The 20,301-nt window shown below is 63.2% G+C and carries 17 protein-coding genes; 7 read left to right on the forward strand and 10 right to left on the reverse strand.

The window, feature by feature from the left end; all coding sequences use genetic code 11:
- Nucleotide 1: 1 nt before the first annotated feature.
- On the reverse strand, nt 2-1,459 hold the full coding sequence (locus ACWNZ3_RS06040) for a cobyric acid synthase (protein WP_496901542.1): 1,458 nt from the start codon (nt 1,457-1,459) through the stop codon (nt 2-4).
- Nucleotides 1,460-1,603: 144 nt separating this feature from the next.
- Complete coding sequence (locus ACWNZ3_RS06045; protein ID WP_008228933.1) at nt 1,604-1,924, reverse strand: DUF6280 family protein; 321 nt, start codon at nt 1,922-1,924, stop codon at nt 1,604-1,606.
- Nucleotides 1,925-2,144: 220 nt separating this feature from the next.
- On the opposite strand from ACWNZ3_RS06045, the gene efp reads away from it, so the two are divergent.
- Nucleotides 2,145-2,708 (forward strand): elongation factor P, encoded by a 564-nt coding sequence (gene efp, locus ACWNZ3_RS06050; RefSeq protein WP_114272728.1) that lies wholly within the window; start codon nt 2,145-2,147, stop codon nt 2,706-2,708.
- Between the two features lie 72 nt (nt 2,709-2,780).
- Here the strand turns inward: efp and ygfZ are convergent, their stop codons facing one another.
- A complete protein-coding gene (ygfZ, locus tag ACWNZ3_RS06055) occupies nt 2,781-3,542 on the reverse strand; it encodes a CAF17-like 4Fe-4S cluster assembly/insertion protein YgfZ (RefSeq protein ID WP_496901543.1) in 762 nt (253 codons plus the stop codon).
- Between the two features lie 64 nt (nt 3,543-3,606).
- Between ygfZ and ACWNZ3_RS06060 the strand changes: the two genes are divergently transcribed.
- Nucleotides 3,607-4,284: a TIGR04283 family arsenosugar biosynthesis glycosyltransferase gene (locus ACWNZ3_RS06060; RefSeq protein ID WP_496901544.1), complete on the forward strand. Its 678-nt coding sequence runs from the start codon at nt 3,607-3,609 to the stop codon at nt 4,282-4,284.
- A 285-nt stretch (nt 4,285-4,569) separates the two neighbouring features.
- Here ACWNZ3_RS06060 and ACWNZ3_RS06065 read toward each other — a convergent pair whose 3' ends face one another.
- Entirely contained in the window at nt 4,570-6,426 is a 1,857-nt protein-coding gene (locus ACWNZ3_RS06065; protein WP_269365132.1) for an ABC transporter ATP-binding protein, read from the reverse strand.
- Nucleotides 6,427-6,568: 142 nt separating this feature from the next.
- On the opposite strand from ACWNZ3_RS06065, the gene ACWNZ3_RS06070 reads away from it, so the two are divergent.
- Entirely contained in the window at nt 6,569-7,777 is a 1,209-nt protein-coding gene (locus tag ACWNZ3_RS06070; protein ID WP_496901545.1) for a pyridoxal-phosphate-dependent aminotransferase family protein, read from the forward strand.
- Here the strand turns inward: ACWNZ3_RS06070 and rpiB are convergent.
- Genes rpiB through ACWNZ3_RS06085 form a run of 3 tightly spaced genes read right to left on the reverse strand, consistent with a single transcriptional unit; the run spans nt 7,774 to nt 9,611 of the window.
- The gene (rpiB, locus tag ACWNZ3_RS06075) at nt 7,774-8,223 is read right to left on the reverse strand and encodes a ribose 5-phosphate isomerase B (RefSeq protein WP_114272733.1); all 450 of its coding nucleotides are present in this window, start codon (nt 8,221-8,223) and stop codon (nt 7,774-7,776) included. The genes ACWNZ3_RS06070 and rpiB overlap by 4 nt on opposite strands.
- Before the next feature lie 50 nt (nt 8,224-8,273).
- Nucleotides 8,274-8,456, reverse strand: a complete 183-nt coding sequence (locus ACWNZ3_RS06080) for a hypothetical protein (protein ID WP_274576371.1) — start codon at nt 8,454-8,456, stop codon at nt 8,274-8,276.
- 51 nt (nt 8,457-8,507) lie between these two features.
- Entirely contained in the window at nt 8,508-9,611 is a 1,104-nt protein-coding gene (locus ACWNZ3_RS06085; protein ID WP_496901546.1) for a pyridoxal phosphate-dependent aminotransferase, read from the reverse strand.
- 134 nt (nt 9,612-9,745) lie between these two features.
- Here ACWNZ3_RS06085 and ACWNZ3_RS06090 point away from each other — a divergent pair, with 134 nt between their 5' ends.
- Nucleotides 9,746-10,534, forward strand: a complete 789-nt coding sequence (locus ACWNZ3_RS06090; protein ID WP_496901547.1) for a crotonase/enoyl-CoA hydratase family protein — start codon at nt 9,746-9,748, stop codon at nt 10,532-10,534.
- 79 nt (nt 10,535-10,613) lie between these two features.
- Here ACWNZ3_RS06090 and ACWNZ3_RS06095 read toward each other — a convergent pair whose 3' ends face one another.
- On the reverse strand, nt 10,614-13,661 hold the full coding sequence (locus ACWNZ3_RS06095; protein WP_496901548.1) for a valine--tRNA ligase: 3,048 nt from the start codon (nt 13,659-13,661) through the stop codon (nt 10,614-10,616).
- 822 nt (nt 13,662-14,483) lie between these two features.
- On the opposite strand from ACWNZ3_RS06095, the gene ACWNZ3_RS06100 reads away from it, so the two are divergent.
- Together ACWNZ3_RS06100 and ACWNZ3_RS06105 are read left to right on the forward strand one after the other, a co-directional pair.
- Nucleotides 14,484-16,781 (forward strand): xanthine dehydrogenase family protein molybdopterin-binding subunit, encoded by a 2,298-nt coding sequence (locus ACWNZ3_RS06100; RefSeq protein ID WP_496901549.1) that lies wholly within the window; start codon nt 14,484-14,486, stop codon nt 16,779-16,781.
- Nucleotides 16,759-17,799 carry a T6SS phospholipase effector Tle1-like catalytic domain-containing protein gene (locus tag ACWNZ3_RS06105; RefSeq protein ID WP_496901550.1) on the forward strand — a complete coding sequence of 347 codons (1,041 nt, stop codon included), beginning with the start codon at nt 16,759-16,761 and terminating at the stop codon, nt 17,797-17,799. The genes ACWNZ3_RS06100 and ACWNZ3_RS06105 overlap by 23 nt, the downstream gene beginning before the upstream one ends.
- 72 nt (nt 17,800-17,871) lie before the next feature.
- On the opposite strand, the gene ACWNZ3_RS06110 is transcribed toward ACWNZ3_RS06105, so the two are convergent.
- Both ACWNZ3_RS06110 and metF read right to left on the reverse strand, forming a co-directional pair.
- On the reverse strand, nt 17,872-18,354 hold the full coding sequence (locus ACWNZ3_RS06110) for a PaaI family thioesterase (protein ID WP_274576362.1): 483 nt from the start codon (nt 18,352-18,354) through the stop codon (nt 17,872-17,874).
- Nucleotides 18,355-18,416: 62 nt separating this feature from the next.
- Nucleotides 18,417-19,283 carry a methylenetetrahydrofolate reductase [NAD(P)H] gene (gene metF / locus ACWNZ3_RS06115; protein ID WP_496901551.1) on the reverse strand — a complete coding sequence of 289 codons (867 nt, stop codon included), beginning with the start codon at nt 19,281-19,283 and terminating at the stop codon, nt 18,417-18,419.
- Between the two features lie 97 nt (nt 19,284-19,380).
- On the opposite strand from metF, the gene ACWNZ3_RS06120 reads away from it, so the two are divergent.
- On the forward strand, nt 19,381-20,286 hold the full coding sequence (locus ACWNZ3_RS06120; RefSeq protein ID WP_114272742.1) for a LysR family transcriptional regulator: 906 nt from the start codon (nt 19,381-19,383) through the stop codon (nt 20,284-20,286).
- Nucleotides 20,287-20,301 lie beyond the last annotated feature (15 nt).

The raw sequence follows: 20,301 nt of genomic DNA on the forward strand, positions 1-20,301 counted from the left end.
CTCAGAGCTCGCCTGCAAGCGACAGCAGCAGGTCCACATCCATGTAGCTTTCGACATGCTCTGCCAGGGCGTCCAGCGTCTTGTCCACGCCAAGATCGAACTGGTGGGATGAGGTGACGCCGAAATCCGCCAGATAGGCGCGGCGGAAATCGTCGGACGTGAAGATCCCATGCATGTAGCATCCCTGGACACGACCATCTTCGCTGGTGGCCCCTTCGGGTGTGCCATCGAAGCTCAGCCAGCCCCGCGCGCAGTCAGGGCCGGTGGTTTCCCCGATATGAATCTCATACCCGGACAGGGCTGTGCCGCTTGCCGGATGGGTGCCGGTCTTGAGGGACAGGTGCTTTTTGGGGGCCATCACGGTTTCAATGTCGAGATGCCCCAGCCCGGCCACTTCTGATGGCGGCCCTTCGATGCCATGCGGATCGGCGATCCGACGACCCAGCATCTGATACCCCCCACAAAGCCCCAGCACATGCCCGCCACGCCGGATATGCGCGGCCAGGTCGATGTCCCAGCCTTCGGCACGAAAGGCCTCAAGATCGGAAATCGTGGCTTTGGAGCCGACCAGCAGCACCAGATCGGCCTCGGCGGGCAGGAGCGTGCCGGGCATGATCATGCGCAGATCCACGCCCGGCTCGGCCGCCAGCGGGTCCAGATCGTCGAAATTGGCAATGCGCGGCAGGCGCGGCACCGCGATCACGCAGCCCGCACCGCCGGAACGTGCGCGTGCGGGCAGGTCCATCACGTCTTCGGCAGGCAGGCGGTGCGCCAGGTCGAACCAGGGGATCACGCCCAGGCTGGGCCAGCCGGTGCGCCGCGCGATGTCGTCGCGGCCCGCATCGAACAAGCTGCGGTCGCCGCGGAACTTGTTGACGGCAAAGCCCCGCACCATTGCGTTGTCCTGCGCTGACATGACCGCCTGCGTGCCCACGATCTGTGCAATCACGCCGCCCCGGTCGATGTCGCCCATCAGGATGACGGGCACACCGGCAGCATTGGCAAAGCCCATGTTGGCAATATCGCCCGCGCGCAGGTTTGTTTCCGCCGGGCTGCCTGCACCCTCCACGATGATCAGGTCTATGCCCTTCGCCAGCCGGTGAAAGGACTCCAGCACATGGGGCATCAGCGCCTGTTTGTTCGCGCCAAATGCCGCCGCCTCCTGATGGCCTGCCACCTTGCCCTGAACCACCAGCTGCGCCCCCGTGGCCGACTGGGGCTTCAGCAGGATCGGGTTCATGTCCGTATGCGGCGCCACCCCCGCTGCACGGGCCTGCAGCGCCTGAGCGCGCCCGATCTCGCCGCCGTCTTCGGTCACGGCGGCATTGTTGGACATGTTCTGCGGCTTGAACGGGCGCACCCGCAGGCCCCGGTTCACGCAGGCGCGAATCAAACCGGCCACGATCATGGATTTCCCCACGTTCGAACCGGTGCCCTGGATCATGATGGCTTTGGTCATTTCAGCGCCTTTGCAACTGGTGCGCAAGCTGGCGCAAATCGCGCGGAGGGAAAAGGGGGATGTGACCACGGCCCTTCCGCCCCGCGCGAAAAAAAACGCAGCCCTGAGACTGCGTTTGATCTTGTTCTGATGGCGGAGGGAGGATCAGGCCGCTTCGGCCTGCTGAGCAGCATTGCGCCGCTCGGATTCTTCACGGCTCAGGGCGACGGAGGTCCTGACACCTTTTCCAACGAAATCCATGAGCCCGGTCACGACGCGTTCGTTCGGGTCGATGCCGGCACAGCTCAGCACTTCGCGCCCGTCACGTGACCGCGCCCAACGGGCAATCTGCTCTGGTCCGTTACCGTATTTCTTGTCGTCCGCAATCGCGTCATCAAGCGCTGCCAGTACCACGGCAGCGAAGAGTTTCCTGGCCCGATTTCCTTGCTCGTTATTGAAAGCGGTGCCATCAACGAAATCTTTCATCTCGTCGTCCTTTCTATTATTCTTGCTCTTGTCATTTCGGCGTGCGGCCTCTTATGACGGATATCACTCGATTCGGATACCGATATTTCGCATGTCTCCCATGCAGTGAACGCATGACCTTTCGCGGTTGCAGCATAACCCGCGCTCGCCTTGCAGGGAGCCGATGCGCCAGATATAGGATGCGATGAACATACATCAACCTTTATGACGGTTTTGCAAAATGCCAAAAATCAATGGAAACGAGATCCGCCCCGGCAATGTGCTGGAGCATAACGGCGGCCTCTGGGCAGCGGTCAAGGTCGACCATGTGAAACCCGGCAAGGGCGGGGCCTTTGCCCAGGTAGAGCTGCGCAATCTGCGCAATGGCTCCAAGCTGAACGAACGCTTCCGGTCTGCGGACAAGGTCGAGCGTGTGCGGCTGGAACAGAAAGATCAGCAATTTCTGTATGAAGACAATGGGATGCTGGTCCTGATGGATACCGAAACCTATGAACAGGTGCAGCTTTCCGCCGAGCTTCTGGGCGACCGCCGCCCCTTCCTGCAGGACGGCATGATGATCGTGGTGGAATATCACGAGGCAGAGGCGCTGAACGCCTCACTGCCGCAAAAGGTCGTTTGCAAGATTGTCGAGACCGAGCCGGTGGTGAAGGGGCAGACCGCTGCCAACTCCTTCAAGCCTGCCATTCTTGACAATGGTGTGAAGGTTTCCGTGCCTCCCTTCGTCGGCCAGGACGAGGATATCGTGGTCAACACCGAGACGATGGAATACGTCGAACGCGCCTGAGGCGTCAGGCCCTTGACGTGGCGTTATGCTGCGCGTGCAGCGCAAACCGGTGCGGATCGGGGCGAGGCCCGCTCATTTTGTCATAGCTGAATCCGACCCGTTCCATGTGACCTGGGCGGTATCGGCGGTCATCGGACCCGTGGCGCGATCAAACCTGAGGTAGGCGATGGCCTTGCCATCCGCCTGCGTCAGCAGGGTGCCCGCGGGTTTGTCACCAGACATAAGCTCCGTGCCCACATCGGCCGATCCTGCGACATCGACCTGTGCCAGACCCTTGCGCAGCGTCGTCTTGTGCCGCATCCGCGCGGTCACTTCCTGGCCGACATAGCAGCCTTTCCGGAAATCGACGCCATTCAGACGGTCCAGCCCGGCCTCCAGCACGAATGTATCGGGCGTCAGCTCCACGCCGGTTTCGGGGACAAGATGCGCCACGCGCAGGCTGTCCCAATCGGTTTCGTCATCTGTCTGCGGCTCGGCGCGATAGGCGCGCCAGCCCATCTGTGGATGACGGGGGTCGGCATAGCCGTCGGGCGGCGGGGTCCCGATGCCGCGATGCAGGTGCAATCCGGTGCCTTCGATCGTGACTGAGGCGCGCAGCTTGTACATCGTCAGCCGCTGCACCAGCATATCGCCCAGGCTCTCCGCGACATCGAGCAGGACCGCGCCATCCTCCTGGCCAGTGACAAAAAAGTCGGCCAGATACTTGCCCTGCGGCGTGAGAAGGGCGGCATAGATCGGCCCCTTTTCCAGTTTGCGGATGTCGTTGGTGATCAGGCCCTGAAGGAATTCGCGGGTGTCCTTGCCCGACAGGCGCAGGATACGGCGGTTTGTCATGATGGTGTCCTTTCTGCGGTAGCCATGACATATAGCTTCCGTCCAGCGTTCAAAAGGGGGCACCATGCGCGCGCCGATCACGGTCATCATTCCGACATTGAATGCGGCAGACGTGCTGCCGGATTGTCTGACGGCGCTGATGGAAGGGCTGGAGGCGGGGATTATCCGCGAATTGATCGTCAGCGATGGCGGATCGGACGATGCAACCGCCGCGCTGGCCCATGCCTGGGGCGCACAGGTGCTGCAGGGCGCGCCGTCGCGCGGAGGGCAACTGCGCCGCGGCTGTGCGCAGGCCAGGGGCGAGTGGCTGCTTGTCCTGCATGCCGATACGCGGCTGCAACCCGGCTGGGCCGATTGCATGCGCCATCACATCCGCAACAGCAGCAACGCCGGGTGGTGCCGCCTGAGGTTCGACAGGGGCGGGCTGCCGGCGCTGTTGGTCAGCGGCTGGGCCAACCTGCGCAGCCGTTTCGGACTGCCCTATGGGGATCAGGGGCTTTTGATTTCAAAGGCGCTTTACGAAAAGACCGGCGGTTTTCCCGACATCCCGCTGATGGAAGACGTGGCAATCGCGCGCGCCCTGCGGGGGCATTTGTCGGGGCTTGATACCGTTGCCGTCACCAGCGCCGAGAAATACCAGCGCCAGGGGTGGCTGCGACGGGGCCTGCGCAATCTGTGGACTTTGCTGCGCTACAGTGCGGGCAGCGACCCGGAGCAGCTGGCTCAGGGGTATCGGCGGTAGGGCAGGTTGATCCGGGAAAATCGCGGTGCAAACCTGCCGGCCGGAGGCTCTGCTGACTCTGCGGTGTCTTCCGGTCTGCGTCGCGTCACATGATGACATGTCATTTTTGACATGTCTCAGAAGACATATCTTGCATGACATGTCATCATTCCGACCATAAGGACGGTTTGGCCATGCGCCTCAGGCGGTCGATCAGCCAGCCAATCAGCCAGCCAATATGGTCCGCCCGGTAGTAAGTGACGGCCCCGGCCAGATCGCGACGATCAGCGCACCACCTGGCAATGCTCAGCCGAACAGGCGCTGGCCAATCCGTTGCAGAAGGTTTGGTGCGGCGGGGGCAAGCCCCCGTTCACGGGCCCGCAGCGCCCGCATGCCCCGGATGTCCGACACTGTCTTTCCGTCTTCGAACTGCAAACGATAGAGGTTTGCATAGATCCCGCCGCGCGCCAGCAACTCCTCATGGGTGCCTTCATCCATCACCTGGCCCCGGTCCATCACGATGATGCGGTCGGCGCTGCGGATGGTGGCCAGCCGGTGGGCGATCACGATGGTGGTGCGCCCGGCCGAAAGCCGGTCCAGCGCGTCCTGCACCACCTGTTCAGACTGCGCATCCAATGCGCTTGTCGCTTCGTCCAGCAGCAGGATCGGCGTGTCGCGCAGCAGCGCACGGGCGATCACCACCCTTTGCCGTTGCCCCCCCGACAGGGCAGAGCCGCGCGGCCCCACCTTCGTATCCAGCCCGTGCTCAAGCTTGGGCAGGAAATCGGCCACATGGGCCGCTTTCAGCACCTCCTGCAGGCGCGCCTCGCTGACATCCGTCCGGCCCAGCACGATGTTCTCGCGCAGGGTCTCGTCAAACAGCAGCGCTTCCTGCGTCACCACAGAGAAGAGACCGCGCAGGTCCGCCAGCGTCAGGTCCTTGACCGAGGTGCCACCGATGGTGACCTCGCCCTCCTGCGGGTCGATGAGCCGGGTCAGCACGTTGAAAATCGTCGATTTCCCGGCACCCGAAGCCCCGACAAGCGCCGTTGTCTCGCCTTCCTTCGCGGTCAGGGACAAACCGTCCAGCACCTTGGCCTCGCCAAAGGACAGGGTCACATTCTTCAACTTGATATCGGTGCCGGGCAGCGGCAGTGCCTTGGGGTGCTGCGGGTTGGTCTGGGGCGCGGGGGCATCCAAGAGCTCCTTGAGCCGCTCCAGCGCCGCTGCCGCCGTCTGCCACAGCCCGCTGACCCCGCCCAGCCGCCGCAGCGGACTGAAGGTAAAGCCCATGGCGGTGAAAAACGTCATGAACTGGCCGATTGTCTTGTCACCCGAAATGATCTGGCTGCCGCCATAAAGGATCACGGCCATGAAACCGATGCCGGACATGATGTCGATCATCCCCGGTATCGCGGAATTGCCAAAGGCGGCGCGCACTTCGGTGGTGATGAACCTGCGGGTCAGGTCGCGGTATTGCCGCGACTGGTATTCTTCCAGCGCATTCAGCTTGATCTGGACGATGCCGTGAAACACCTCGTCCAGCCGGGTTGCCAGATGTGCGCCCAGATCACGCGCTTCGCGGGCACGGCGGCGCACAAAGCGTTGGGCGGCAGCAGCGGGCAGCACCATCAGTGGCACCCCGATGCAGGCCAGGAAAGCCCAGACCGGATCAATCGAGATCGCCACCCCCAGCAACACCAGCAGGCCGATGGCGTCGCGGCCGGCACCCGTGATGACCGCGCGCCAGACATCGCCCACGGCATTCACGTCCGATTGCACCCGCTGGATCAGGAAGCCGGGGGGATGCGACTGGTGAAACGCGCCATCCTGGACCATCAGCTTGTCCAGCAGTTCGATGCGCATGTCGGCGGCGGTGCGCTGCGCGATGCGGGTCAGCAATACCTTCTGGATCACCCCGGCAATGGCGCGCATCGCAAAGATGCCGACCAGCACCAGCCCGACCCATTTGAGCGCGCTGCGGTCCCCGGCGACAAAGACCGTGTCGAACATCGGTTCCATCAGCCGTGCCAGAGCACCCAGCGTGCTGCCCTCGATCCCCATGAAGATCATGGCGACGATCATCAGCTTGGTGTGTTTCTTCAGGTAATCCCGCCAAAGCCAGCGCAAAAGCTCGCCCGACGTGTAGGTCTGATCGTTCATATCGACGTGGACGCTCCTTTGGGGCGGTCTGCAGACCTGTCTACGCAACCCATGGGGACAGGGCAAGGCAGGTGAGATATTGACGCCGGATCAAGGGGGCGTAGTGTCGGCCCGATCATAGCTACCACAACAAGGCATACCCATGGCAAAGACTCCGAAACTGGCGCAGGGGCGTCCTTATCTTGCGATTCCCGGACCTTCGGTCATGCCCGACGCGGTGCTGCGTGCCATGCACCGGGCCGCGCCCAATATCTATGCCGGTGAGCTGACAGAGATGATGCCCGGGCTGGTCACCGACCTGAAACGGGTCGCGCGGACGGATCATCACGTGGCAATGTACATCGGCAACGGCCATGCGGCCTGGGAAGCCTCCCTTTCCAATGTGCTTCAGCCCGGCGACAGGGTGCTGGTTCCCGCCACCGGGCGGTTCGGGCTGGGCTGGGGGCAGATGGCCAGAAGCCTCGGGCTGGAGGTGGATATCATCGACTTCGGCAGGCAATCCCCGATGGACATGGACCGCATCGCCGAGGCGCTGAAGGCCGATACGGGCCATCAGATCAAGGCGGTGCTGGCCGTGCATGTGGACACGGCAACCTCCATCCGCAACAACATCGCGGCCCTGCGCGCGGTGCTGGACGATGTGGACCATCCCGCGCTGCTGATGGCCGATTGCATCGCCTCGCTGGGCTGTGACGTCTTCGAGATGGACGCCTGGGGCGTGGATGTCATGGTGACGGGCTGCCAGAAGGGCCTGATGGTGCCGCCGGGCATGGCCTTTGTCTTTTTCAATGACCGGGCGGAGGCGGCGCGCGCCAGACTGCCCCGCGTCAGCTGGTACTGGGACTGGAGCCCGCGCGCCCACCCGGAGGAATTCTTTCAATACCACGGGGGCACCGCCCCCACCCACCATCTATATGGTCTGCGCACCGCCCTCACCATGATCCACGACGAAGGGATCGAACAGGTCTGGGCCCGCCATCTGTTGCTGGCCCGTGCGGTCTGGGCCGCCTGCGAGGCCTGGTCCACGGCCGGCACCTTCGGGATGAATGTCGCCGATCCGGCCAACCGCAGCTGCGCGGTGACCGCCCTGCGCCTGCAAAGCCCGCATGCCACCGAATTGCGCAACTGGGTCGAACAGGAGCTGGGCCTGACCCTTGGCATCGGGCTTGGGATGGCCGAACCCGGCGATCCGGCGCGCGACGGATTTTTCCGGCTGGGGCACATGGGCCATACCAACGGCCATATGATCATGGGCCTTCTGGGCGGGATCGAGGCCGGCATGCGCGCAATGAAGATCGAACACGGCCCCGGCGCGCTGGAGGCGGCAGCAGATGTGATCGCAGGCGCCTAACCTTCCAGCGCCATGATCATGTCGACCCTTGTGGCATGGCGTCCGCCTTCGAAGGCGGTGTCGAGAAACGCATCGACAATGTCGAGCGCGACGCCATCGCCGATCACCCGCGCCCCCAGGGCCAGCATGTTGGCATCGTTATGCGCGCGGATCATCCGGGCCGAAAAGACGTCAGAACAGACGCCGCAACGAATCCCTGATACCTTGTTCGCTGCCATCATGATCCCCTGGCCGGTGCCGCAAAGCACGATCCCCAGCGCGCAATCGCCTGACGTCACATGCCGCGCGGCGGCGGCACCGTGGTCGGGGTAATGCGTGCTCTCGGGCGTCTCGGGGCCGATGTCGACCACCTCATGGCCACGCGATGTGACATGGGCGGCAACGGCGCGGCGCAGGTTGATGGCGGCATGATCGCTGGAAAGCACGATGCGGAGGCTGGAGGACATGGGGCAGGCCTTTCGAAAGGGTGTCTGGGGCGCGGTGGCCGCGCGCGCCCCTATTGCCGTGTCGCGGCGATGCGATCAATCACCTTGTTCACCATCCAGCCCAGAACCGCTGCCGCGATCAGGCCCCAGATTGCCCAGATCGCCATCAGCACCCACGCCAGATTGACGCCGAACATCACGATGCAGGCCTGAGTGTAGTTCGGGGCAGCGGGACGGTCGTGGGGCTCGCGCATCGGTCTCTCGCAGCTTGATCGTGATCAAGTATATATGCCGATTGCGCCGAGTCAGCCCTTTTCTGCATCCGCCAGCGCGCCCGGCAGCGCTGCGGCAAAGGCATCGAGATCCGCAGGCGTGCCGCAGCTGACGCGAATACAGCGGTTCTGCGGTGCCGCGAAGGGCATGCGCACAAAGATGCCGCGCGCAACCAGACCGTCCAGCACAGCCTTGGCAAAGGCGTGGTCCCGACCGCAATCTATGGTGACGAAGTTCGCCGCGGAAGGCAGCGGTGTCAGCCCGTGTCGGCCTGCGATCTGCGCGATCCGGTCACGGGCGGCGGCGATTTCGGCCTGCACATGGGCCAGCCAGTCCGGATCCTCCAGTGCCGCCAGCGCACCGGCCTGTGCCGCGCGGTTCATGCCGAAATGGTTGCGGACCTTGTGAAAGGCGGTGATCAGTTCAGGCGCCCCGAGCGCATAGCCCACCCTTGCGCCTGCCAGCCCGTAAGCTTTTGAAAAGGTGCGCATACGGATGACGCGCGGATCGTCAAAAGGCAGCGGCAGCGCGGTGCCTTCGGGGGCCGTTTCCACATAGGCTTCGTCCAGGACCAGCAGCGTGCCCTCGGGCAGATTGCTCATCGCGGCGGCAATATCGGCGCCCCGGTGCCAGCTGCCCATCGGATTGTCCGGATTGGCCATATAGACCAGCTTGGCGTCCACTTCCGCCGCCCTGGCGAAAAGGCTTTCCGGGTCTTCGCCATCCGCGACGTAAGGCACCTTGTGCAATGCGCCACCGAAACCCGCGACATGGTAGTTGAAGGTCGGATAGGCGCCGTCCGAGGTGACAACCGCATCCCCGGGTGCCACGAAAAGCCGCACGAGATAGCCCAGCAGCCCGTCGATGCCCTCGCCCACCACGATATTCTCCATCGTCGTGCCATGGTGCCGGGCCAGGGCCGCGCGCAGATCGTGGCTTTCGGGATCGCCATACATCCAGTGGCCGGTTTCAGCCATGGCCGAAAGGGCGCGGGGCGAGGGGCCAAAGACATTCTCGTTCGCGCCCAGCCGGGCGGTGAAGGGGCGTTTTTGCGCACGTTCCTGGGTTTCGGGCCCGACAAAGGGGACAGAGGCGGGCAGGGAATGTGCAAGCGGGGTGAGGCGATGGTTTGTCATGCGGTTTGATAGGCCCGGTCGGCGCGCCGGGCAAGGGGGTGCGCGCTGCAGCCCTGCTCCAGAGTGCCGCAGCGTTGGGCTGGCGCGGTGGCGCGGCTTGCGCTCTACTGTCCGAAACCCTGCAGGAGGATGCCATGAGCCGCGTTTCGATCACCTATGAAAATCACATCGCCTTTGTCCGCCTGACCCGGTCGGACAAGATGAACGCCGTGGATCAGGAGATGATCGACGCGGTGATCGCCGCCGGGAACGAGGTCGCGGCATCGGAGGCGCGCTGTGTCGTGCTTTCCGGCGAAGGCAAGGCTTTCTGCGCCGGGATCGACATTTCCGGCCTGTCGGGCATGATCGGAAAGGACCCGGCGGAACTGCTGATGCCGCGCAGCCATGGCAACGGCACCACGAACCAGTGGCAGGAGGTCGCGATGGTCTGGTCCCGCATGGAGATCCCCGTGATCGCTGCCATCCACGGCGTCTGCTTTGGCGCAGGCATGCAGCTGGCGCTGGGGGCGGACATCAGGATTGCGGCACCGGATGCGAAATTCGCGGTGATGGAGATGAAATGGGGCATCGTGCCGGACATGGGCGGCATGGTGCTGCTGCCGAAACTGGTGCGCAGCGACGTGCTGCGGCGGTTGACCTATACGGCGGAGCCGATCGGCACCGCACAGGCAGAACGCTGGGGGCTGGTGACCGAGGTGGCCGAGGATCCGCTGGCGGCGGCAACGGCGCTGGCAGAGGTCATCGCGGGCAAGAGCCCCTCGGCCATTCGCGCGGCCAAGCGGCTGATTTCACTGGCGGAGGTTGCGGGGGAGGCGGCGGTTCTGGAGGCGGAATCGCGCGAGCAGGCCGATCTCCTGGGCAAGCCACACCAGATGGAGGTGGTCGCGGCCGAATTCGGGAAACGCCCCGCTGTTTTCAAGTAGCCGCGGCACCGGAAACATGAAGCGCGCGCCAGGGCGATGGCGCGCGCATGTGTATTTGCCGGAACAATGAAAGAGGGGGTCAGCCCATTTCCGCCAGCCGGTCAAGGGCGGCCTGAAGCTGGTCTGCCTCTTCCTGCCGGGCGTCCAGGTTGGCCTGGGCTTCGGCAACGACCTCTTCGGGGGCGGAGGCGGCGAACCTGGGATTGTTCAGGCGTCCCCTGAGCCCGCCGATTTCCTTGGCCAGCTTGTCCAGCGATTTTTGCAGGCGGGCCTTTTCTGCCGCGATGTCGATGATCCCCTCAAGCGGCAGGCCAAGCGTCGCGGCGCGCGCCGGGATGGAGGCAGTGCCCTTTGGGAAAGACTCGACTTTTTCAAGTTTTTCGACGCCGGCGCGCCGCGCGATCAGATCCTGGTTGCGCTCCCATGCCAGCAGGCCTGCCGCGTCGATTTCCGTATAGACCATCGGCACCTTCAGGCTGCCGGGCACGCCCATGGACACCCGCGCCGAGCGGATGTTCTGGATCAGCGAGATCACCCAGTTCAATTCCTCGTCGGCCTGCGCATCCACCATTGCGGCGGCGGTATAGGTCGGCCACGCCGCGTGCACCAGCATGCCGGGACGGTCCTTCTGGCCCCAGAGTTCCTCGGTGATGAAGGGCATGATCGGGTGCAGCAGGATCAGGCACTGGTCCAGCGCCCAGCCATAGGTCGCGCGTGTCTCAGCGATGGCTGCCGCGTCGTCGCCGTCGAAGATCGGCTTGGTGAATTCCAGATACCAGTCGCAGAAGGTGCCCCAGACAAAGGCATAAAGCGTGTTGGCCGCGTCGTTGAACCGGTACTGCGCCAGCGCCGCATCGACAGCCTCGCGGGTTTTGGCGATCTCGCCCTTGATCCATTTGTTGACCGTCAGCGTGGTGTCGGGGGGTGTGTCGCTGTGCGGCACTTCCAGCACGCCGTTACGCTCGGCAAAGGCCGTCGCGTTCCAGATCTTGTTGCCGAATTTGCGGTAGCCGTCGATGCGCGCGGTGCTCAGCTTCAGGTCGCGCCCCATGGCGGCCATGGAGGTCAGCGTGAAGCGCACTGCGTCGGTGCCGTATTCGTCGATCAACTCCAGCGGGTCGAGCACATTGCCGAGGCTCTTCGACATCTTCTTGCCCTTCTCGTCGCGGACCAGCGCGTGGACATAGACGGTGTCGAAGGGTTTCTGACCGACCACGGCATATTGCATCATCATCATCCGGGCGACCCAGAAGAAGATGATGTCGAAGCCGGTGATCAGGACGGAGGTGGGGAAGTATTTTTGCAGCTCGGGCGTGTCCTCGGGCCACCCGAGGGTGCCGATGGGCCAGAGGCCGGAGGAGAACCAGGTGTCGAGGACGTCGGGGTCGCGGCGGATGAAGATTTTGGAGAGCTTCCCGGCCTTGTCGAATTCGAAGCCAGCATGCTCCCCGTCGATGACTTCGATTTCCTCTCCCAACAGCCTTCTATAAAGCTCGGCGGCATCTTCGGTGGCTTCTTTGGCGTTAGCCGCGCAAAAGGTCTGTCTTTTGGCGAGAGTGTTTTCTTCTGAGAAAAACTCCTCAGCTCTCGGGTCCTTGGGTATCATTGGCCCATACCAAACCGGGATCTGATGCCCCCACCAGAGCTGGCGCGAGATGCACCAGGGTTCGATGTTTTCCAGCCAGTGGAAATAGACCTTCTTGTCCTGCTCGGGCAGGATTTCGACCTCACCCGAACGCACGGCGTCAATCGCGGGGCCGACGATCTTTTTGGTGTCCACGAACCACTGATCCGTCAGCATCGGCTCGATCACCACCTTGGAGCGGTCGCCGAAGGGCTGCATGATCTTCTTGGCCTCGACCAGCGGAATGTCGTCGGTGGCAGAGCAGACCCGCCCGTCGCTGTCGTCGATGGGGCCGGGGATCATCACGGCGAGGCCCTCGGCGGTGATGTCCGCGACCACGCGCTTGCGGGCCTCAAAACGGTCCAACCCGCGATAGGCTTCCGGCACGAGGTTCATGGCGGCGATGTCAGCCTCGGTGAAGTCCTGTTCGCCATTGGCGATGGCCTGGGCGACGGCGGCCTCCTCGGCATAGGGCTTGCCATCGGCGCGCATCGCGCCCTTGGTGTCCATCAGATTGTACATCGGGATGCCGGCGCGCTTGGCGACTTCGTAGTCGTTGAAGTCATGGGCACCGGTGATCTTGACCGCGCCGGAGCCGAAATTCTTGTCGGGATATTCATCGGTGATGATCGGGATCAGGCGGCGGTGTTCTTTCGGACCCACCGGGATTTCGCAGAGTTTTCCGATGATTGGCGCATAACGTTCATCTGTTGGATGAACTGCCACCGCGCCGTCGCCCAGCATGGTTTCGGGGCGCGTGGTGGCGATGGAGATATAGTCGCGCTCTTCCTCGAAGAGGACATTCCCGTCTTCGTCCTTTTCCACATAGGTATAGGTGGCGCCGCCCGCGAGCGGGTATTTGAAGTGCCACATGTGGCCGTCGACTTCGATGTTCTCGACTTCGAGATCGGAGATCGCGGTTTCGAAATGCGGGTCCCAGTTGACCAGCCGCTTGCCGCGGTAGATCAGGCCCTTGTTGTACATGTCCACGAAGACCTTGATGACCGCATCGTGGAAATTGCCCTCTTCGCCCTCGGGGGCGTTGGGGGCGCCGGACATGGTGAAGGCGTTGCGCGACCAGTCGCAGGAGGCACCGAGCCGCTTGAGCTGTTCGATGATCGTGCCGCCGGATTCGGATTTCCATTCCCAGACCTTGTCCAGAAAGGCCTCGCGCCCCATTTCCCGGCGCGAGGGTTGCTGGGTCTCGGCCAGCTTGCGTTCAACGACCATCTGGGTGGCGATGCCCGCATGGTCCTGCCCCGGCTGCCAGAGCGTGTCATGCCCGCGCATCCGGTGCCAGCGGATCAGGATGTCCTGCAAGGTATTGTTGAAGGCATGGCCCATGTGCAGCACGCCGGTGACATTGGGCGGCGGGATCATGATGGAGAAGGTTTCGGCACCTTCGCGGGCATTGGCACCGGCCTTGAAGGCACCGGCCTTTTCCCAGGCGGCATAGAGGCGCTTTTCGGCGTCCTGGGCGTTGAATGTCTTGTCGAGGGCCATGCTGATCCATCCTGTCGTCGTTTGGATGCTGATCTAGCGGAGGATGCGGTGAAGGGAAAGGGTGGCGGTACGAGGCTCCCGCGCTCGGGGCGAAACGTGCCCCGATCCTGGCGGCATCATGGGCCGGACCGATACCCTTTGTGGCACATCGGGCATCTTTGCCTCAACGGGACTGGTTTTGTTGAATCTTGCCAAGGGGCGTCGTCACTCAATATTGGTGCAAACCTCAGGCATTTCTGACCCAGGCAGGGCTTACGGAGCGGTGTGGGTCAAGGTCCGACAAGCGGACTTTGTTGCCATCAAACATGAGCACCCAGGCCCGGAACAAGCCGAAGGCGCCGGGCCAGCGCCTGCCCGCCAGTCGGGTAGGCGATTTGGTGAGGCTGTCTGTGTCCCCGATGGGATTCATCAAAGCTGAGAAATAAAGTGGCATGAACCAAGGTCAGCATCGCCCACCCCGGGCAGGCGCTGGCCCGGCTTGCTTTTAGCGTCACTCTGGGCTCAAACCCGCCTTTTGCCAAATCCTGCGCGACGGTTCGGTTTGCCATTCTGGGCCAGCTGATGACGTAAAGGTCAAAACCCTCTGACCTCGCGAACCGGACCGCTTCATCATGCATGGCCATCGGCGCTCCGGCCTGTGCCGCGATGCCGGATTGGGCCGGGAAGGTCAGGATAGTCCAGACTTTTTGCTTCTTTTTGCCCCAATACTTCTCTGTGCCCTTGGCATCTCATGCGCTGCCGGTGTCGGGGTGCGGGTTGGGCTGGACAACCCATATCTGTCCTATATCTGTTTCACCGACAGACACACCAAGGGGACCGATCATGGATAAATTCGGAAAAAGCCAACCGGTCAAGCGTACCGAAGACATGCGGTTTCTCATGGGCGAAGGGCGCTATGTGGATGACATCGCGCCGGAAGGGGCGTTGCATGCCTATTTCCTGCGGTCTTCGGTCGGGCATGGTGTGATCAGTGAGCTGGATGTCTCGGATGCTGCGCAGTCAGAGGGGGTTCACCTGATCCTGACCTGCGCCGATCTGGAAGCGGCGGGCATGGACATTTCGATGTCCGGTGCGGTGGTGGAGAACCGGGACGGCACCAAGGGCGCGGCGCCCCTGCGCCCGATGCTGGCCAGGGACAGGGTCAGATATGTCGGCGAACCCGTCGCCGTGGTGATCGCGGACACGCTGGCGCAGGCGCGCGATGCGGCCGAGCTTGTCATGCTCGACATTGACGATCTGCCTGCCAAGACAGACCTGCATCCGGGCGGCGAGACGCTGCACGCGGAGGCACCCGACAACAGGGCCTTTGATTGGGGCATGGGCGACGAAGCGGCGACGCAGGCGGCCTTTGACGCGGCGGCGCGGACCGTTGCCCTCGATGTGGAAGACAACCGTATCATCGTCAATTCGATGGAGCCGCGCGGCTGCTATGCGGAATGGCAGGACGGGCGTCTGCATGTCGCCAACAATGCGCAGGGCGTCTGGGTGCACAAGGTGTTTCTCAAGACTGCCTTTGGACTGGAGGACGCGCAGGTGCGGGTGACCAACCCCGATACCGGCGGCGGCTTTGGCATGAAGTCGATGACCTACAACGAATATTTCTGCGTCGCCCAGGCGGCACGGGCGCTGGGCCGTCCGGTGCGCTGGATGTCGGACCGGACCGAGGCGATGCTGAGCGACAATGGCGGGCGCGATCTGACCAGCCTTGCGGAATTCGCCTTTGATGCCGACAACCGCATCACCGCCTATCGGGTAAAGACCCGCTGCAACCTCGGGGCCTATAACTCGCAGTTTGCCCAGCATATCCAGACAACCCTCTTCAGCCGCGTTCTGATGGGGGTCTATGACGTTCAGACCACCTGGCTGCAGGCCGAGGGGTTTTACACCAATACCGTGCCGGTGGACGCCTATCGCGGGGCCGGACGGCCCGAGGCGATCTATGTGCTGGAGCGTCTGATGGACCGTGCGGCGCGCGAGCTGGGCATCGACCCCTGGGAATTGCGCCGGATCAACTTCATCAAGCCCGACCAGTTCCCCTACAGGTCCGCGACCGGAGAAACCTATGACGTGGGCGATTTCAATCGCCTGCTGACCCGCGTCGCCCGGGAGGCCGACCGCGATGGTTTCGCGGCGCGCAAGGCGGCGGATGCGGAAAATGGCCTGCTGCGGGGGCAGGGGCTGTGCTATTACATCGAGAGCATTCTGGGCGACCCTTCCGAAGGCGCCAAGGTGGTGTTCGAGGACAATGGCCGCGTGACGATTCTGGTCGGCACGCAGTCGAACGGGCAGGGCCATGAAACGGTCTATGCGCAGTTCCTGTCGGATCAGACAGGTATTCCCGCCGAACTGATTGACGTGGTGCAGGGTGACAGTGACCTGATCGCTCAGGGCGGCGGCACGGGCGGGTCACGTTCCGTTACCACGCAGAACAACGCCACATTGGCCACCGTGACGGCGATCACCCGGGCATTCACCGCCTTTCTGGCCGAGGAAATGGGCGTGGCCGCAAGCGAGATCAGCTTTGACGATGAACGCTTCCGCGCGGAGGGGTCGAACATGACGCCAACCATGCTGGAGGTGGCCGAAATGGCCCGTGCGAAGGGGCGTGACGACCTGCTGACCCATCACGAACGCGCGACGCTGGAAGCGCGCAGCTTTCCCAACGGGGCGCATGTGGCAGAGGTCATCGTCGATCCGGAGACCGGTGTCGTGACCACCGAACGTTATACGGTCGTCGATGATTTTGGTAATCTTATCAACCCGATGCTGGCCGAAGGGCAGGTGCATGGCGGTGTCGCCCAGGGCATTGGCCAGGCGATTCAGGAACGCGTGGTCTATGACGAGGATGGCCAGCTGCTCACAGCATCGTTCATGGACTATGCCTTGCCCCGTGCCGCCGACCTTCCCAATATCAGCTTTGTGTCGGAGCCGGTGCCATCCACGGCCAATGTCATGGGAATGAAGGGCTGCGGCGAGGCGGGCACAGTCGGCGCGCTGGCCGCGGTTGCCAATGCGGTTCAGGATGCGCTCTGGGAGCAGGGGGTGCGTCAGGCGGATATGCCATTCACGCCGCACCGGGTCTGGGAGATGTTGAACGGTGCCAAGATCGCCGCAGAATGAACCTGAAGGGGCGGCACCTCAGCGCGCCATCCATGTGATCGTTCTGGACGGCACCCTGTCGTCGCTTGAACCGGCCAGCAGGACCAATGCCGGGCAGGCCTATGGGTTGCTCAAGGAGACCAGAAGCGCGCTGTCGCTTTATTATGAGCCGGGGCTGCAATGGACTCATTGGCGCTCGATCTGGGATGTGATCGCGGGGCGGGGGATCAACCGGCAGATCAGGCGGGCCTATGGCTGGCTTTCGGCCCGCTACCGCCCCGGAGACCGCATCTTTCTGCTGGGCTATTCGCGCGGTGCCTATGCGGTGCGGTCGCTGGCCGGGGTCATGAACATGGTCGGCCTGCTGCGCCCCAATCACAGCACGAAAGAGGCGGTGCGCACCGCCTATCGTCATTATGAAACCAACCCGGCCAGTGCGGAGGCGCGCGCCTTCAGCGCCGCATATTGCCACCAGGGCGTGGAAATCGACACGATTGCCATCTGGGATACGGTAAAGTCACTGGGGCTGAATGCGCCCGTCCTGTGGCGTTTGTCCCGGAAGGTGCACGGGTTTCACAATCATGAACTCGGTGCCGATGTGCTGCATGGATATCACGCCCTGGCCCATGACGAGACGCGGGTGGCCTATGCGCCGGTACTTTGGACCACTCCCGAAGGGTACTCCGGGCGGGTCGAGCAGGTCTGGTTCCCGGGCACCCATGGCGACGTGGGCGGGCATCTGGGCGGATTCGAGGCGGCAAGACCCCTGGCCAATATTCCGCTGGTCTGGATGCTGTCAAAGCTTGAGGCGCGGGGGCTGCCCCTGCCGCCGGGGTGGCAGGACAGATTTGTCCAGGACCCGCTTGCCCCGTCGCAGGGGACATTCCGGGGGTATGGCAAATTGCTGGTCACCCGCAGGCGGCGCAGGATCGGGCTGGACCCGTCGGAAAGGCTGCATGTCAGCCTCCACAGCCGTTCGCAGGCCCTGGGAACCCGGCTTGGCCATCATGCAGGCCCCTACGTGCAAAGCACTTCCTAGCCGGGAGCGGTGGCGGATTTTTGGAAAAATCCGACCCGGAAAATTCGAATTTTCCGGCGCGTGTGGCTGGCGTCAGGCAATCTTCATCACGATGCAGGTGGTCGATCCGGTGGCATAGAGCTTGCCATCCTCGACGCCCCTGATCTCACCATGGGCGACCCCGGTGGAGCGGCCCACATGATCGGCAAGGCCGATGCAATCAATCTGCAATCCCAGGGGGATGCTGCGCAGGATATTCACCTTGTATTCCAGGGTGGTATAGACCGATCCCGCCGGCACCTTCGTCATCACCGCGCAGGCCATGGCGCTGTCCAGCAGGGTGCCGTACCAGCCGCCGTGGACCGTTCCCATCGGGTTGGTCACATTGAATTCAGGCGCGCCCCGGAACACGACGCGGCCATCTTCGACCGCATGCAGCCTATACCCCATGGTGGCACCGATCGGGGGGCCGGGATTGGTGCCATCCAGAATCGCCTGCATGAACTCTAGCCCTGACAGTTTCAGGGCCTCTTGCTGGGTCAGCAGTTCTTCGGGGCTTTGGGCTATCTTGGGCATGAAAAATCTCCGGCAGGGCTCTGCCGGAGATGGTAGCGGGCCACCGGGACCGGGCGCAAACGTTACGCGACGTCTTCCAGGGTGACCTGAGGCGTGACGCCAAGTGCGCGGCAGACATCGCGGGTCAGATCGGCGCGGTTCAGCGTGTAGAAATGCAGGTTCTCGACGCCCTCGTCGATCAGGTCGCTGCACATTTCGGTGCACAGGGATGTGGCCAGCAGGTTTGTCCGGTCATCCCGTTCCGCCTTGGCAAAGGCATCGTCGAGCCAGGCCGGAACCGGCGTGCCGCAGCGCTGGGCGAAATTGCGGGCCGATTTCCAGTTCACGATGGGCAGGATGCCGGGGGTGATCGGCTTGTCGATCCCCGCCTTGGCGCAGGCATCGCGGAAGCGCAGGAATGTCTCGGCCTCGAAAAAGAACTGTGTCATCGCCTCTTGTGCACCGGCATCGAACTTGCGCTTGAGCCATTCGATGTTGGCCTCCTGGCTGGTCGATTCGGGGTGCGGGTCGGGGTAGGCGCCGACACGGATGTTGAACTTGCCGGTTTCGGCCAGCGCCGTGATCAGCTCGCAGCTGTCCTGGAACCCCTCGGGGTGGGGGGTAAAGGTGCTGGCCCCGTCGGCAGGATCGCCGCGCAGCGCCACGATGTCCGTCACGCCGATCCTGGCAAAGCTGTCAGCCACTTCCATGGTTTCCGCCTTGCTGGCCCCGACGCAGGTCAGATGTGCCGCAACCGGCAGGCCGGATGTCCGGCGCAGCACATGGGCCGCGTCATGGGTCAGGTCACGGGTCGTGCCGCCTGCGCCATAGGTCACCGAGAAAAAGCGCGGTGCCAGCGGTGCCAGCGCCTGTGCGGTGTCCCACAGCTTGAAAGCCGCATCCACCGTGCGCGGTGGAAAGACTTCGAAAGAAACTTTGGGCGTGGCCATGTCGGTATCCTTTGAATAACGTGTTGGCACCTTGTTTCATGAATATTGATGTGAGACAAATTCATAACTTTCATCTTCAACATGAGTTCCGCCTCACATGCACATCGAATTCCGTCATCTGCGCACCATTCAGGCCATTCATGAAGCGGGCGGTCTGGCCCGGGCTGCAGAGATGATGAACATCACCCAGTCGGCGCTGTCCCATCAGGTCAAGGGGCTGGAGGATCAGGCGGGGGTGGAATTGTTTGTGCGTCGCTCGAAGCCGCTGAAACTGTCGCCTGCGGGTCAGCGGCTGCTCAAGCTGGCCCAGCAGGTGCTGCCGCAGGTTCAGGCCTTGCAGGATGAATTCTCGGGCCTGCGCGCGGGCAGCACGGGGCGGATGCACATCGCCATTGAATGCCATGCCTGTTTTGAATGGCTGTTCCCGGTGCTGGAGCAATTCCGCCGCAGCTTTGTGGATGTGGATGTGGACATCCGCCCCGGCCTCGCCTTTGACGCCTTGCCCGCATTGCTGCGCGAAGAGGTCGATCTGGTGGTGTCCTCCGATCCCGAGGATCTGCCGGGTGTCGAGTTTGTGGAGCTTTTCGATTACGAGGCGGTCTTTGTCGCGGCCAGCACCCATCCGCTGGCCACGAAACCCTTTGTCGAAGCGGCGGATTTCCGCAGTGAAACGCTGATCACCTATCCGGTGGAACGGTCCCGGCTGGATGTGTTCAGCCAGTTGCTGATCCCGGCCAAGGTGGAACCCGTCGCGATCCGGCAGGTGGAGCTGACAGCGGTGATCCTGTTGCTGGTGGCCTCCAACCGGGGGGTGGCCGTCTTGCCCGATTGGGTGGTGCGGGAAGTGAAATACAGTTCCGATTACGTCACCCGGCCCCTGACAAAGGACGGGATCACCCGCAGGCTCTATGCCGCGGTGCGGACGGATGATCTTGAAAAACCCTATATGAAGAAACTGCTTGGCCTGGCCGGTCAGGAAGCGCGCAAACTGCAATCGGCCTGAGGCCGCCGCGCGGAA

It is taken from the genome of Sulfitobacter sp. IGS-18 (genome assembly GCF_059628195.1).